Genomic DNA, 13730 nt, shown 5'->3' on the forward strand with positions numbered 1-13730 from the left:
TTCGCGCAGCCGTCACTGCACCGCAACAAGGTCCCAGCCGTGCGTCGCGCCCGCCGATCTGCGCACTGGCGCGACCGCGTCCGGTTGCTTAATGAAGCGTTGCGGGTCGCGTTGCCGCATGCGCAAGAGTTCCTATCTCCGCAAGACTTCGTTGCGATTCGCGTCATATCTGCGTCATCCTGCCGAAGCGGCTCGGCTCGGAGGTTGACGTCCGAACGGCGGCAGTATTGGTACACCGGATGAATATTGCGACCACACGCGTGCCCAGCAAGACGTCGACGTCCCTGCCGAACATCCTGACCTATACGCGCATCGCCGCGATACCGGTCGTGGTCGGTTGCATCTACGCGCAGTCGGTCTGGATGTATCCTTTGTGGCTCCGCTGGGTCGCCGTCGCGGTGTTCATTGCGGCTGGGATCACCGACTATCTCGACGGTCATTTCGCGCGGATCTGGAACCAGCAATCGGCATTCGGCCGTATGCTCGATCCGATCGCCGACAAGCTTCTGGTCGCCTCCTGCCTGCTGATGCTGGCCGCCGACAGCACCATCCAGAACTGGTCGCTGTGGGCGGCCATCGTGATCCTGTGCCGCGAGATCCTGGTGTCGGGCCTGCGCGAATATCTCGCCGCGCTGCGCGTCTCGGTGCCGGTGACCAAGGTCGCCAAATGGAAGACCACGATGCAACTGGTGGCAATCGGCTTCCTGCTCGCGGGCGAGGCCGGCGATGCGGCGGTCGCCCAGATCTCGACGGCCGTTGGCCCGATCGTGAGCGGGATCGGAATTTGGCTGCTCGGCTTGTCGGCGGTCTTCACCATCTACACCGGCTACGACTATTTCCGCGCCGGCATCCACCACCTCATCGAGGCGGACTCGCGATGAAGGTGAAGTATTTCGCCTGGGTGCGCGAGCGCGTCGGCAAGGCCGAGGAGACGATCGAGCCGCCGGCGGACGTGCGCACGGTCAGCGAGCTGATCGCCTGGCTCACCACGCGCGGCGAGGGCTACGCCTATGCGTTCGAGAGGCCGAAGGTGATCCGCACCGCGATCGACCAGACCCATGTGCAGCCGGATGCGGCCATCGCCGGCGCCCGCGAGATCGCGTTCTTCCCGCCGATGACCGGCGGCTGACGTAACGGAATATCTGTCCATGACCGCGATCGTCACCGTCCGCGTGCAGCAAGAGGATTTCGACACCGCGGCCGAGATCGCAGCCCTCAGCCATGGCCGCACCGACATCGGCGCCGTCGTCAGCTTCTCCGGCCTGTGCCGCGGCAACGACCATGACACGCCGATCAGCGCACTGACGCTCGAGCACTATCCAGGGATGGCGGAAGCCGAGATCATGCGCCATGCCGAGCAGGCGATGGCGCGCTGGCCGCTGCAGGGCATGACCGTGATTCACCGCTTCGGCCGGATACGGCCGGGCGAGAACATCGTGCTGGTGGTGACCGCATCCAGCCACCGTCAGGCGGCGTTCGAGGCGGCTGAGTTCCTGATGGATTATCTCAAGACCAACGCGCCGTTCTGGAAGCGCGAGGAAACCGAGAACGGCGGCGGCTGGGTCGAGGCCAAGAGCCACGACGATGCCGCCGCGGCGCGCTGGAAGTCGTGATGGCGAAGAAGGTCAAGACGGCAGCACCGCGCAAGGCGGCGGCACTGAGGCTGCCGAAGGTCAATGCCGGCGAGCTGGCGAGCCTGCTCGACTACCTGCGCTACGCGGTGAGCTGCTTCCAGAACGCCGATCTGGTGTTTGCGCACGGCACCACCGATCCGGTGTCGGAGGCCGCCTTCCTGATCGGCGAGGCGCTGCATCTGCGCCCCGATCAGTTCGAGAGCTTCGTCACGGCCCGGGTCACCGCGGCCGAAGGCAAGACGATCCTCGACCTGATCACGGCGCGAATCACCACGAGGAAGCCGGCGGCCTATCTGGTCAACAAGGTCTATATGCGCGGCCTGCCGTTCTACGTCGACGAGCGCGTCATCGTGCCGCGCTCGTTCATCGGCGAGCTGCTGGAGACGCATTTCGGCGGCGCCGAAGCCGACGGCACCTCGCTGATCGACGATCCGCTGGCCGTGGACAGCGTGCTGGACCTCTGCACCGGCTCTGGGTGCCTGGCGATCCTGGCCAGCCGCCACTTCCCCAATGCGGTGATCGACGCCGTCGACATCTCCAAGGATGCGCTCGCCGTTGCGGCGAAGAACGTCGCCGACTACGACCTCGGCGAGCGCATCTCGCTGCACCGCGGTGACCTGTTCGCACCGCTCAGCCAGCGCCGTTACGATCTGATCATCACCAACCCGCCCTATGTCGACGCCGAGGGCATGGCCGGCCTGCCTCGGGAATGCCGCGCCGAGCCGGCGCTGGCCTTCGACGGCGGCACCGATGGGCTCGACATCATCCATCGCATCCTCAGCCAGGCGCGCGACCACCTGACTGCGGAGGGAGGGTTGTTGTGCGAGGTCGGGCGCGACCGTCCGCAGATCGAGGCGGCCTATCCCGACCTGCCGCTGCTCTGGCTCGACACCGAGGACTCCGAGGGCGAAGTGTTCTGGATCACCGCGCGCGATCTCGTCTGAGACGCGGCTGCCCGAGGCACACCGGCGCGGTTGGCGCGAAATGACGCAGCGACTTCCAATATGCGGCACAATCTGCTGCTGCTGTGCAGAATCCGCTCACCAGGGCAGCGGGAACGCTGGACCTTTGACATTTCCGTCCGTCCGCGAAGCTGATAGCTTGGCGGCGGCCCGGATCAGCGGCTGACAACGTCGGCGCACGCATTCAGGCCCATCAAGCACGATCCGTTTCGGCAAGCTTTTCTGGCACCGGTTCGCCACCTTTCCGGATCATGCTGCCGCCGTCGCACAACCGTCCGAGAGGTCCCCATGCTGGACAAGAGCCCCCGCCCCGCCGTCACCGTTCCGAATGATCTTGCCGCGCATTGGATGCCGTTCACCGCGAACCGCGCCTTCAAGAAGAACCCGCGCCTGCTCGCCGGTGCCAAGGACATGCACTACATCACCGTCGATGGCCGCAAGATCATCGACGCCGCCGCCGGCATGTGGTGCTGCAACGCCGGTCACGGCCGCAGCCAGATCGCCGAGGCGATCGGCCAGCAGGCCGCGGCGCTCGACTACGCGCCGCCGTTCCAGTTCGGCATTCCCCAGGCGTTCGAGCTGGCCAACCGCATCGCTGATCTCGCGCCCGCCGGCCTCGACCACGTGTTCTTCTGCAACTCCGGCTCGGAGGCGGCGGACACCGCGCTGAAGATGGCGCTCGCCTATCACCAGATCAACGGCCAGGGCAGCCGGACCCGCCTGATCGGCCGCGTCCGCGGCTATCACGGCGTCGGCTTCGGCGGCACCTCGGTCGGCGGCATCGTCAACAACCGCAAGCTGTTCGGCACCTTGCTGACCGGCGTCGACCACATCCCGGCGACCTATGACCGCGAGAAGCAGGCCTTCACCAAGGGCGAGCCGGAGTATGGCGCGCACTTCGCCGACGAGCTCGAGAACCTCGTCAACCTGCACGGCGCCAACACCATCGCCGCCGTGATCGTCGAGCCGATGGCCGGCTCGACCGGCGTGATCCCGGCGCCGAAGGGCTATCTCAAGCGGCTGCGCGAGATCACCCAGAAGCACGGCATCCTGCTGATCTTCGACGAGGTCATCACCGGCTTCGGCCGCCTCGGCTACGCCTTCGCCGCCGAGCGCTACGGCGTGACGCCTGACCTTCTCACCTTCGCCAAGGGCGTCACCAATGGCGCGGCACCGATGGGCGGCGTGCTGGTACGCGACACCATCCACGACGCCTTCATGAGCGGCCCCGAGCACATGGTGGAGTTCACCCACGGCTACACCTACTCGGCGCATCCGATCGCCTGCGCGGCCGGCCTCGCCACGCTCGACATCTATCGCGACGACAAGCTGTTCGAGCACGCCCGCGCGATCGAGCCGAAATTCGCCGACGCCGTGATGTCGCTCAAGGGCCTGCCCAACGTGCTGGACATCCGCACGGTTGGTCTCACCGCCGGCATCGACCTCGCGCCGCTGCCCGACGCGGCTGGCAAGCGCGGCTACTCCGCGATGGAGACCGCCTTCCACAACAACGACCTGATGCTGCGCATCGCCGGTGACACACTGGCCCTGACCCCGCCGCTGATCGTCAGCGAGGATCAGGTCGGCGAAATCATCGAGAAGGTCGGCAAGGTCATCAAGGCCGTGGCGTAAGCCGCGCGCGGACATCGTCAGCCAACAACAATGGCGGCCCCGGTGGCCGCCATTTCCTTATCTGGACTGCTTCCCAGCAGCGGTCATTCCGGGGCAATCGTCAACGCGGCCACGCGTTGGCGATTGAACCCGGAATCTCGTACTTGTTGGGAAGGGACGCGAGACAATATCTGGATTCCGGGTTCAAGGCCTGCGGCCTTGCCCTGGAATAACGTTGGTTGGCATAGCTATTCATACGGTCTCGCTCTGGCTCCGCATCGGTCATGCGCCGCCATCACCTTATGAAGTCCGCTCCTACCCGGCGTGCGGGAGAGCATCCCCGATCGCAAATAGCTTGCCCTGCAAGGATTGCCGCAGAACGGCACGCCTTCCTGCCGGGAACCTTCGCAAATCCTCCACGTTCATGTCGCGAGCCGGCGGTTTGCGCGCGGCGAGCGGATTGTCGGAGGACGCGCATGCTTGCACCGCCAGGAGAGCTGCTACGATTGGGGCTCGAACAGAGGCTCAACCGCGTCAAGCGCGCCACCCAATCCTACATTCGGGATCGCGCCCGGCAGGCCACCGGAACGGTGACGTCCTACGCCGTCGCCGCCGGGCTGTTCGCCACCGCGGGCATCTTCCTGATCGCCGCCTGCATCGTCGGATTGACCGCGCTGTTCCGCTGGGTGGAAATGACCTACGGCCTGTTCACCGCGTTCGCGGTTGTCGGCGGCATCCTGATCGCGCTGGCGGCGATCTGCGCGATCGTCGCGGCAGTGAAGCTCCGCAGCCCTTCGCCGCACTATCCGTCGCTCTCCAGCCGGCTGCGCGTGGCGATCGCAGCGCCCGTGGCCCGGGAACCCGACGCGGACGAGATCGATCCCGACACCATCCCCTTGGCACCGTCATCGACTTCCACGAATCACGCGAGCGGAGTTGCGGGCGCACTCGGACGGATCAACGTACCCGTCGGTGTCGCCGTTGCGGCACTGCTGCTCGGCGTGGCCGCCCTGCGCCGGCGTCACCGCAGCACGTGAGCCTGCCCGGACAGCGGCAGGCGCGGTTCGACGGACATCGAAGAATCACCGGCTCAATTGAGCTGCTCAGCAACACGCGTTGATCAGCTCATGGCACCGCGCGCATGTCTAAAGATGTCTGGAATCCGCACGGCGCGTACTCCGGCGTTCTACGGACCCGCGACACTACGATGACACTCCGCTTTCCCACGTGAACTTGCGTAAATGACACGCAGACGAGAAATCATCGGCGTCTCCCGGTATTTGAATCCCGCCCACTATCCTCGCGAATCAACAGAAGTGCTAAGGTTGCGTTCGGTTGGGAGCGTCGCCAAGCATGATCCGTATCTCCACAATTTTCGTTGCCATTTGTATGGTTCTGGTCGCGGCCTCGCTCGGCCTGATCCTGTATTCGGTGGCCGGTATCAGTGGCTCGGAATCCGCGATCGTCGCGCTCGCCGCACTGACGTTCCTGATTCTCTACAATGCCGTATCGATGCGACTGCGCGACCGCACCGACATCGGCAGCCAGATAGCCGATCTGTCGCGCGGCACCGCCGACCTCGCGCGTCAGGTCGCCGAGTTCGGCCGCCGCCTGTCGGCGGTGGAGGGACGCATCGTGTCGTCGAGCTCGGTCAGCGCCGATCGCCTGCAGGGGGTCATCGGCGAGATCAACGAGCTCGGCGGACTGATGAAGCAGCTCGCCGTCACCGTGGCCCAGCACGAGGACCTGATCGCGGCCATCCCGCCGGCAACACCGCCGGGAGCTGGGGCCGGCACGGTTCGCGACGCCGATCGCCCGCTCCCGGCGACCGCTTCCTCCAGCGGCGCGCTCGAGATGAACGCGCTGCCGTCGCGCGGCGTCGAGCAGAAGGTGGCCGAGACCTCCGGCACGTTCAGCGCGGCACCGGCTGCCGCCCCCCTGCCGCCCAAACCGCAGGCCCCGGCGGTCACGGCCGTGCCGCGCAGCCAGCCGCAGATCCTCGCCGCCGTCAAAGGCGCGATCGAGGACAACCGCCTCGACATCTATCTGCAGCCGCTGGTGACGCTGCCACAGCGCAAGGTGCGCTTCTACGAGGCGGTGACCAGGCTTCGCGACGAGCGCGACCAGGTGGTCGCGGCCGAGGACTTCATCGGCATCGCGGAAGCCGCCGGCCTGGTCGGGCGCATCGACCACATGGTTCTGCTTCGCTGCGTCCAGGTGCTGCGCCGCCTGATGGTTCGCAACAAGGACGTCGGCATCTTCTGCAACATCTCCTCGGCGACGCTCAGCAGCCCTGCAAACTTTTCGCAATGCCTCGATTTCCTCGAAGCGAATCGCGCCCTGGCGCCGTCCTTCGTGCTCGAATTCAAGCAGTCGACCCTTCGCAGCCTCGGTCCGACCGGGACCGAGCATCTCGCGGCCCTGGCACAGCGCGGCTACCGCTTCTCGATCGACCATGTCACCGACCTCCGGTTCGAGCCGCGCGAGCTCGCCGATCGCGGAGTCCGCTTCATCAAGGTCCCGGCCGCGCTGCTGCTCGACCCGAAGCAAAGCTCGGCCTCCGACATTCACCCGACCGATCTCTCCGATCTGCTGGGCCGCTTCGGCATCGACCTGATCGCCGAGCGGATCGAAGGTGAGAACAGCGTCGTCGACCTGCTCGACTACGACGTCCGCTTCGGCCAGGGCTTCCTGTTCGCGCCGCCCCGCCCATTGCGACCCGAGGGCGCATCTGCTACCGGCGAGGCCGCCGCCGGCCCATCGGGCGGGCAGGACATCAAGATTCAGGACCCCAATGCCGCCGGCACCACCTCTCTCGACGCGTCACACACCAATGCTCCGACGCGCAGCGGCAATGCCGCCCTCGCCCGCCGTGCCGCCGGGACCCTCTGAGATCAGCCGGCTGCCATGACCGTTCTCCGCTTCGAAGAGCGGCTGCGCGATCTGGTCGGCCGCAAGCAGGTGCTGCTGAGCGACATCTGGGGCGTGGTCCATAACGGGCTCGAGTCCTTCCCCGACGCCTGCGACGCGCTGCACCACTTTCGCCGCCAGGGCGGTACGGTGATCCTGATCACCAACGCACCCCGGCCGGCCGATTCGGTCCAGCGCCAGTTGCGCAAGCTCGGCGTCGCCGACGAGGTCTACAGCGCCATCGTCTCCTCCGGCGACCTGACCCGCCACTACGTGGCCGATCATCCCGGCGGCAAGGTGTTCTGGCTCGGCCCCGAGCGCGACAATTCCATTCATCGCGGTCTCGACCTGGCGCTGTCGCCGCTCGAAGAAGCGTCCTACATCATCTGCACCGGCCTCTACGACGACGAGACCGAGACCGCCGAGGACTACCGGCCGATGCTGCTGCGCGCCCGCGAGCGCAAGCTGCCGCTGATCTGCGCCAATCCGGACATCGTGGTCGAGCGCGGCGACCGGCTGATCTACTGCGCCGGCGCCATCGCCGAGCTCTATCGCGAGCTCGGCGGCGAGGTGATCTTCTACGGCAAGCCGCACCGGCCAATCTACGAGCGGGCCATGATGCTGGCCGAGCAGCACGCCGGCCGGCCGGTCGCGCGCGAGGAGGTGCTGGCGATCGGCGATTCCGTCCGAACCGATCTCGCCGGCGCGCACGGCTTCGGCATCGACTGCCTGTTCGTGACCCGCGGCATCCATTCCGAGGAGTTCGCCGGCGTCGAGCAGCTCGACCCGGCCTCTATCAAGGAGCTGTTCGGCCATCCGCCGCGCGCCCTGATGCGCGAATTGAAGTGGTGAACGGATCCTGAAACGCAAAACGCCCGGCCGAGTGCCGGGCGTCTTTCGTTGGAGTGGATCAGGCGGGCGTCAGGCCGTTGCCATGTCCGGGAACACCGCGTCGATCTTGGTCTTCAAGGTCGCGGCATTGAACGGCTTGACGATGTAGTTGTTCACGCCGGCCTTCTTGGCCGCGATCACGTTCTCGGTCTTGGATTCCGCCGTGATCATGATGAACGGCGTGGTCGCCAGGTTCGGATCGGCGCGGACCTCGCGGAGCAGGTCGTAGCCGGTCATCGGCTCCATGTTCCAGTCGGAGATCACGAGGCCGTATTTCTTGGCGCGCATCTTGTTGAGGGCCATCGAGCCGTCGCTGGCATCGTCGATGTCCTCGAAACCGATCTGCTTGAGAAGATTCCTGATGATACGGATCATGGTGCTGTAATCGTCGACGACGAGCACCGGCATCGTCAAATCAACCGCCATCTTGACTCCCCCAGACGCGAACACAACGCGCAGACTGTTACAAAAAAGCTCATGCGGCACGGGTCGTAACCGACCCCGCCATCCGCTTTCAGCAGTAGCATCAGCCGTTAAACAGCGCGTTAACTGCGCTGCGGCTGCATGTCGCTATTGCTGCGCTGCATGAGCGGAGGAACCCCTTCGGCTTGACTTCGCGGGGCCGGCCGCCCACCGTCACGGCAACCACCGTCCGCCGGTAGCCCACCGAAATCCGCGAGATATTTCCGTCACATGCCCGATTTCAAGATCATCCGCGATTCCACCCCGCCGTCGGACATCCTCAAGGGCGCGGTGGTGGCGATGGGCAATTTCGACGGCGTCCATCTCGGTCACCGGGCCGTGATCGAGGCGGCGATCGAGATGGGCAAGGCCAAGGGGCGCCCAGCGCTGGCGCTGACCTTCGAGCCGCATCCGCGGCGCTTCTTCAGCCCCAACACCCCGCAGTTCCGCCTGACCGACGAGACCGCCAAGCTGCGACTCCTGGCCGGAACCGGCCTTGCCGGCGCCGTGGTCATGGCCTTCGACAAGGCCCGCGCCCAGACCTCGGCGCAGGATTTCATTCACCATGACCTGATCGGGCGGCTCGGGATCGCCGGAATCGCGGTCGGCTACGACTTTCATTTCGGCAAGGGCCGCGTCGGCTCGCCCAGCCTGCTCGCCAACGAGGCCCCCAAGCTCGGCATCGAGGTCGACATCCAGGCCCATGTCGACATCGACGAGCGGCCGGTGTCCTCCACCGCGATCCGCGAAGCGCTGGCGGAGGGCCAGGTCAGCGAGGCGACCGCGATGCTCGGCGGCCCCTGGTTCGTGAGCTCCGAGGTCATCCACGGCGAGAAGCGCGGCCGCGATCTCGGCTACCCCACCGCCAACATGCGGCTCGATCGCGATTGCGGGCTGCGCCACGGCATTTATGCCGTCCGGGTCGGCCGCGGCCGCGGCGCTGAGCGGGTGCTGATCGACGGCGTCGCCAATTTCGGCCGCCGGCCGACCTTCGACAACGGCGCGCCGCTGCTCGAGACCTTCCTGTTCGACTTCAAGGACAGCCTCTATGGCGAGGTCCTCGACGTCGCCTTCATCGGCTTCATCCGCGAGGAGGCCAAATTCAGCTCGATCGAGGCCCTGATCCGGCAGATGGACGACGACAGCGCCAGGGCCCGCGCTTTGCTGGCTGCCCATCCCGGCCTTTTCCCCCGGCTCGGCGAGATCGGCTGATCCTCCTGCTCCATCGGTGACGTCATTCCGGGGCAGCCCGCCAGGGCCGAACCCGGAATCTCGAGATTCCGGGTTCGATGCTGGCGCATCGCCCCGGAATGACGCTGAACGACGATCCCGTAGCGCTGCTGCCGCAGGATCGCTTTGCGATTCCGCAGTCCGGCTGCTATGAGGAGGCCCCATGTTGATACGGCGCATCATCGGCATTAGCGGCCCGGCTTCCGCCTGAGCTTTGAGCTCGGCGCAAGACCGGGATGTCTCTGCTCGTTCCGCCGCCCGCGATCGAAATCGCGTCTCAGCGCCTCATCTCTCAGCCAGCCAGATCACGATGTCCGAAAAGCCGCAAAAGCCCGACGCCCAAAAATCCGACGCCAAGGACTATTCCAAAACCCTCTACCTGCCGCAGACGGAATTCCCGATGCGCGCCGGCCTGCCGCAGCGCGAGCCGGAGATCCTGAAATATTGGAGCGACATCGACCTCTACGGCAAGCTGCGCGACACCGCCAAGAACAGGCCGAAATTCGTCCTGCACGACGGCCCGCCCTATGCCAACGGCAACATCCACATCGGGCACGCGCTGAACAAGATCCTCAAGGACGTCGTGACCAAGAGCCAGCAGATGCTCGGCCACGATTCCAACTACGTGCCCGGCTGGGACTGCCACGGCCTGCCCATCGAGTGGAAGATCGAGGAGGAGAACTACCGCAAGAAGGGCAAGACCAAGCCCGACTTCCGCGACTCCGCCGCCATGGTCGCGTTCCGCAAGGAATGCCGCGCCTATGCCGAGCACTGGCTCAACGTGCAGCGCGAGGAGTTCAAGCGTCTCGGCGTGATCGGCGACTGGGATCATCCCTACGCCACCATGACCTATCCGGCCGAGGCGCAGATCGCCCGCGAGCTGATGAAGTTCGCCGCCAACGGCACGCTGTATCGCGGCTCGAAGCCGGTGATGTGGAGCGTGGTCGAGAAGACCGCGCTCGCCGAGGCCGAGGTCGAGTACGAGGACTATCAGTCCGACACGGTGTGGGTGAAGTTTCCGGTGACATCGCCGGCGCATGGCGCGCTCGCGGGCGCCTCGGTGGTGATCTGGACCACCACGCCCTGGACCCTGCCCGGCAACCGCGCCATCTCGTTCTCGCCGAAGATCGCCTACGGCCTCTATGAGGTCACGGACGCGCCGGCAGACAATTGGGCCAAGACCGGTGACAAGCTGATCCTGGCCGACGCGCTGGCCGACAGCGTGTTCAAGCAGGCGCGCGTCACGAGCTACAACAAGCTGCGCGACATCCCCGGCGACACGCTCGACGCCGTCGAATGCGCCCATCCGCTGAAAGGTCTCGCCGGCGGCTATAATTTCGTCGTCCCGCTGCTGCCCGGCGACCACGTCACCGACGACACCGGCACCGGCTTCGTGCACACCGCGCCCGGCCACGGCCGCGAGGACTTCGACGTCTGGATGGCGCATGCGCGCGAGCTCGACGGCCGGGGCATCGCAACCACCATCCCCTACACCGTCGACGAGAACGGCGCGCTGACCGACCACGCGCCGGGCTTCACAGGAAAACGCGTCATCAACGACAAGGGCGAGAAGGGCGACGCCAACGAGGCCGTCATCAAGGCGCTGACGGATGCCGGCATGCTGCTCGCGCGCGGCCGGCTCAAGCACCAGTACCCGCATTCCTGGCGCTCCAAGAAGCCGGTGATCTTTCGCAACACGCCGCAATGGTTCATCGCGATGGACAAGGACATCGCGGACCAAGGTCAGGCGAAGTCCGGGGATACGCTGCGTGCCCGCGCGCTGCGCGCGATCTCGGTCACGCAATGGGTGCCGGCCGCCGGCCAGAACCGCATCACCGGCATGATCGCCAACCGTCCGGATTGGGTGATCTCGCGCCAGCGCGCCTGGGGCGTACCGATCGCGGTGTTCGTGCGCGAGACCGGCGACGGCTCCGCCGAGATCCTGCAGGACGAGACCGTCAACACCCGCATCACTGAGGCCTTTGCCAAGGAAGGCGCCGACGCCTGGTACGCCGACGGCGCACGCGAGCGCTTCCTCGGGTCCCGCGCCAACGAGGACTGGAACAAGGTCGACGACATCTGCGACGTCTGGTTCGATTCCGGCTCGACCCACGCCTTCGTGCTCGAAGACCCCGTGCACTTCCCCGGCCTCGCCGGCATCAGGCGCAAGGTCGATGGCGGCCAGGACACGGTGATGTATCTCGAAGGCAGTGACCAGCACCGCGGCTGGTTCCACTCGTCGCTGCTGGAGAGCTGCGGCACCCGCGGCCGCGCGCCTTACGACGTCGTGCTGACGCACGGCTTCACGCTCGACGAGAACGGCCGCAAGATGTCGAAGTCGCTCGGCAACACCGTCGAGCCGCAGAAGGTGATCAAGGAGTCCGGCGCCGACATCCTGCGCCTCTGGGTCTGCGCCACCGACTATGCCGACGACCAGCGCATCGGCCCGGAGATCCTCAAGAACACCATCGAGACCTACCGCAAGCTGCGCAACAGCATCCGCTGGATGCTCGGCACCCTGCATCACTACAAGCGCAGCGACGCCGTGGCGTTTGCCGACATGCCGGAGCTGGAGCGCTTGATGCTGCATCAGCTCTCGCAGCAGGCCGAGGTCATCAGCCGCGCCTACGCCGCGTTCGACTACAAGACCGTGATCGCGAGCCTGGCTGCGTTCATGAACACGGAGCTGTCGGCGTTCTATTTCGACATCCGCAAGGACACGCTGTATTGCGACCCGCCGTCGTCGGTGGCGCGCAAGGCGGCGCTGACCGCGATCGACCTGATCTGCGATGCCGTCCTGAAATGGCTGGCGCCGGTGCTCTCCTTCACCACCGACGAGGCGTGGCGGATGTACAGGCCCGACGCAGAGCCGTCGGTGCATCTGACGCTGTTCCCGGAGGCGATGGACCAATACCGCGACGATGCGCTTGCCGCGAAGTGGGAGACGATCCGCAACGTCAGGCGCGTCGTCACCGGCGCGTTGGAGCTCGCCCGCGCCGCCAAGACCATCGGCTCCTCGCTCGAAGCCTCGCCGGTCATCTACGTCGCCGACCGCGCGCTGCTCGGCACCTTGTTCGACACCGATCTCGCCGAGGTCTGCATCACCTCGAACTACGAGGTCCGCGAGGGTGACGCCCCGGCCGATGCGTTCCGGCTCGATGCGGTGCCGGGCGTGGCGGTCGTCGTCGAGAAGGCCGTGGGCAAGAAGTGCGCCCGTTCCTGGAAGATCCTGGAGAGCGTCGGCGACGACCCTGAGTACCCGGACGTTTCCCCGCGCGACGCGCAAGCGCTGCGCGAGTGGAAGGCGCTCGGGGTCGGTATGTGACGCGTGATCGCGCGACACCCACAACTGTCGTCCCGGCGAACGCCGGGACCCATAACCACCGGCGTTCATGTTGACGAAGGACGATGACCCAGACTTTCTCCGCCAACACACATCACGCAGTATGGGTCCCGGCGTTCGCCGGGACGACAGCGGTATTTGCCGCGAGTTGCTTGGCATGATCGCGCTCACCCCATGACCCCCCGCCTCCGCCTCGGCCTCATCGCCGGCTTCGCCACCCTGGTCATCGACCAGGCCTCCAAGCTGTGGCTGCTGTACGTGTTCGACCTGCCCAACCGCGGCACCGTCAAGATCACCCCGTTCTTCGACCTCTACCTCGCCTGGAACATCGGCATCAGCTTCGGCTGGCTGCAGAGCGAGAGCACGCTGGCGCAATATGGACTGATGGCGGTGAAGGCCGTCGCGGTGATCGCCCTCGCCATCTGGATGGCGCGTGCGGAAAGCAAGCTGGCGACGGCGGCACTCGGCCTGATCATCGGCGGCGCCATCGGCAACGGCATCGACCGGCTGGCCTATGGCGCGGTGGTCGATTTCGCGTTGTTCCACATCCAGATCGGCGGCACGGTTTACAACTGGTACATCTTCAACATGGCCGACGTGGCGATCGTTGCCGGGGTGGCGGGCCTGCTATATGACTCCTTCTTCGGGGCCCCCGCCGCAAAAGCGCCCTGATCCGGGTCGATACCG

The 13730-nt window shown here is 66.1% G+C and carries 12 protein-coding genes; 11 read left to right on the forward strand and 1 reads right to left on the reverse strand.

Going from position 1 to position 13730, the window contains the following annotated elements:
* Positions 1–239: 239 nt before the first annotated feature.
* The 8 genes from pgsA (at position 240) to ACQR0W_RS13225 (ending at position 7969) form a co-directional block, all read left to right on the forward strand.
* A complete protein-coding gene (pgsA, locus tag ACQR0W_RS13190) occupies positions 240–881 on the forward strand; it encodes a CDP-diacylglycerol--glycerol-3-phosphate 3-phosphatidyltransferase (protein WP_315754456.1) in 642 nt (213 codons plus the stop codon).
* Positions 878–1129 carry a molybdopterin converting factor subunit 1 gene (gene moaD, locus ACQR0W_RS13195; protein WP_315754458.1) on the forward strand — a complete coding sequence of 84 codons (252 nt, stop codon included), beginning with the start codon at positions 878–880 and terminating at the stop codon, positions 1127–1129. The genes pgsA and moaD overlap by 4 nt, the downstream gene beginning before the upstream one ends.
* Positions 1130–1148: 19 nt before the next feature.
* On the forward strand, positions 1149–1613 hold the full coding sequence (locus ACQR0W_RS13200; protein WP_316187094.1) for a molybdenum cofactor biosynthesis protein MoaE: 465 nt from the start codon (positions 1149–1151) through the stop codon (positions 1611–1613).
* Positions 1613–2578, forward strand: coding sequence for a 50S ribosomal protein L3 N(5)-glutamine methyltransferase (gene prmB / locus ACQR0W_RS13205; RefSeq protein WP_316187093.1), 966 nt, complete (start codon positions 1613–1615; stop codon positions 2576–2578). Before ACQR0W_RS13200 ends, prmB begins: the two co-directional genes overlap by 1 nt.
* A 306-nt stretch (positions 2579–2884) precedes the next feature.
* Entirely contained in the window at positions 2885–4228 is a 1344-nt protein-coding gene (locus ACQR0W_RS13210; protein WP_315754462.1) for an aspartate aminotransferase family protein, read from the forward strand.
* Between the two features lie 455 nt (positions 4229–4683).
* The gene (locus tag ACQR0W_RS13215; protein WP_315825376.1) at positions 4684–5244 is read left to right on the forward strand and encodes a phage holin family protein; all 561 of its coding nucleotides are present in this window, start codon (positions 4684–4686) and stop codon (positions 5242–5244) included.
* Between the two features lie 316 nt (positions 5245–5560).
* The gene (locus ACQR0W_RS13220; protein ID WP_315754467.1) at positions 5561–7099 is read left to right on the forward strand and encodes an EAL domain-containing protein; all 1539 of its coding nucleotides are present in this window, start codon (positions 5561–5563) and stop codon (positions 7097–7099) included.
* Between the two features lie 15 nt (positions 7100–7114).
* The gene (locus tag ACQR0W_RS13225; RefSeq protein ID WP_315713614.1) at positions 7115–7969 is read left to right on the forward strand and encodes a TIGR01459 family HAD-type hydrolase; all 855 of its coding nucleotides are present in this window, start codon (positions 7115–7117) and stop codon (positions 7967–7969) included.
* Between the two features lie 69 nt (positions 7970–8038).
* Here the strand turns inward: ACQR0W_RS13225 and ACQR0W_RS13230 are convergent, their stop codons facing one another.
* Positions 8039–8434 (reverse strand): response regulator, encoded by a 396-nt coding sequence (locus ACQR0W_RS13230; RefSeq protein ID WP_006613531.1) that lies wholly within the window; start codon positions 8432–8434, stop codon positions 8039–8041.
* 267 nt (positions 8435–8701) lie between these two features.
* On the opposite strand from ACQR0W_RS13230, the gene ACQR0W_RS13235 reads away from it, so the two are divergent.
* The 3 genes from ACQR0W_RS13235 (at position 8702) to lspA (ending at position 13715) form a co-directional block, all read left to right on the forward strand.
* Positions 8702–9682: a bifunctional riboflavin kinase/FAD synthetase gene (locus ACQR0W_RS13235; RefSeq protein WP_316165829.1), complete on the forward strand. Its 981-nt coding sequence runs from the start codon at positions 8702–8704 to the stop codon at positions 9680–9682.
* 328 nt (positions 9683–10010) lie between these two features.
* A complete protein-coding gene (gene ileS, locus ACQR0W_RS13240) occupies positions 10011–13025 on the forward strand; it encodes an isoleucine--tRNA ligase (protein WP_315825379.1) in 3015 nt (1004 codons plus the stop codon).
* 192 nt (positions 13026–13217) lie between these two features.
* Positions 13218–13715: a signal peptidase II gene (lspA, locus tag ACQR0W_RS13245; protein WP_316187667.1), complete on the forward strand. Its 498-nt coding sequence runs from the start codon at positions 13218–13220 to the stop codon at positions 13713–13715.
* Positions 13716–13730 lie beyond the last annotated feature (15 nt).

Origin of the sequence: Bradyrhizobium sp. HKCCYLRH1034 (assembly GCF_051168375.1) — a bacterium.
Taxonomy (GTDB): domain Bacteria; phylum Pseudomonadota; class Alphaproteobacteria; order Rhizobiales; family Xanthobacteraceae; genus Bradyrhizobium.

What these genes read in the sequence shown, in the direction of transcription:
- pgsA (WP_315754456.1), top strand. Translation starts at nt 240, where the DNA reads ATGAATATTGCGACCACACGCGTGCCCAGCAAGACGTCGACGTCCCTG.
- moaD (WP_315754458.1), top strand. Translation starts at nt 878, where the DNA reads ATGAAGGTGAAGTATTTCGCCTGGGTGCGCGAGCGCGTCGGCAAGGCC.
- ACQR0W_RS13200 (WP_316187094.1), top strand. Translation starts at nt 1,149, where the DNA reads ATGACCGCGATCGTCACCGTCCGCGTGCAGCAAGAGGATTTCGACACC.
- prmB (WP_316187093.1), top strand. Translation starts at nt 1,613, where the DNA reads ATGGCGAAGAAGGTCAAGACGGCAGCACCGCGCAAGGCGGCGGCACTG.
- ACQR0W_RS13210 (WP_315754462.1), top strand. Translation starts at nt 2,885, where the DNA reads ATGCTGGACAAGAGCCCCCGCCCCGCCGTCACCGTTCCGAATGATCTT.
- ACQR0W_RS13215 (WP_315825376.1), top strand. Translation starts at nt 4,684, where the DNA reads ATGCTTGCACCGCCAGGAGAGCTGCTACGATTGGGGCTCGAACAGAGG.
- ACQR0W_RS13220 (WP_315754467.1), top strand. Translation starts at nt 5,561, where the DNA reads ATGATCCGTATCTCCACAATTTTCGTTGCCATTTGTATGGTTCTGGTC.
- ACQR0W_RS13225 (WP_315713614.1), top strand. Translation starts at nt 7,115, where the DNA reads ATGACCGTTCTCCGCTTCGAAGAGCGGCTGCGCGATCTGGTCGGCCGC.
- ACQR0W_RS13230 (WP_006613531.1), bottom strand. Translation starts at nt 8,434, where the DNA reads ATGGCGGTTGATTTGACGATGCCGGTGCTCGTCGTCGACGATTACAGC.
- ACQR0W_RS13235 (WP_316165829.1), top strand. Translation starts at nt 8,702, where the DNA reads ATGCCCGATTTCAAGATCATCCGCGATTCCACCCCGCCGTCGGACATC.
- ileS (WP_315825379.1), top strand. Translation starts at nt 10,011, where the DNA reads ATGTCCGAAAAGCCGCAAAAGCCCGACGCCCAAAAATCCGACGCCAAG.
- lspA (WP_316187667.1), top strand. Translation starts at nt 13,218, where the DNA reads ATGACCCCCCGCCTCCGCCTCGGCCTCATCGCCGGCTTCGCCACCCTG.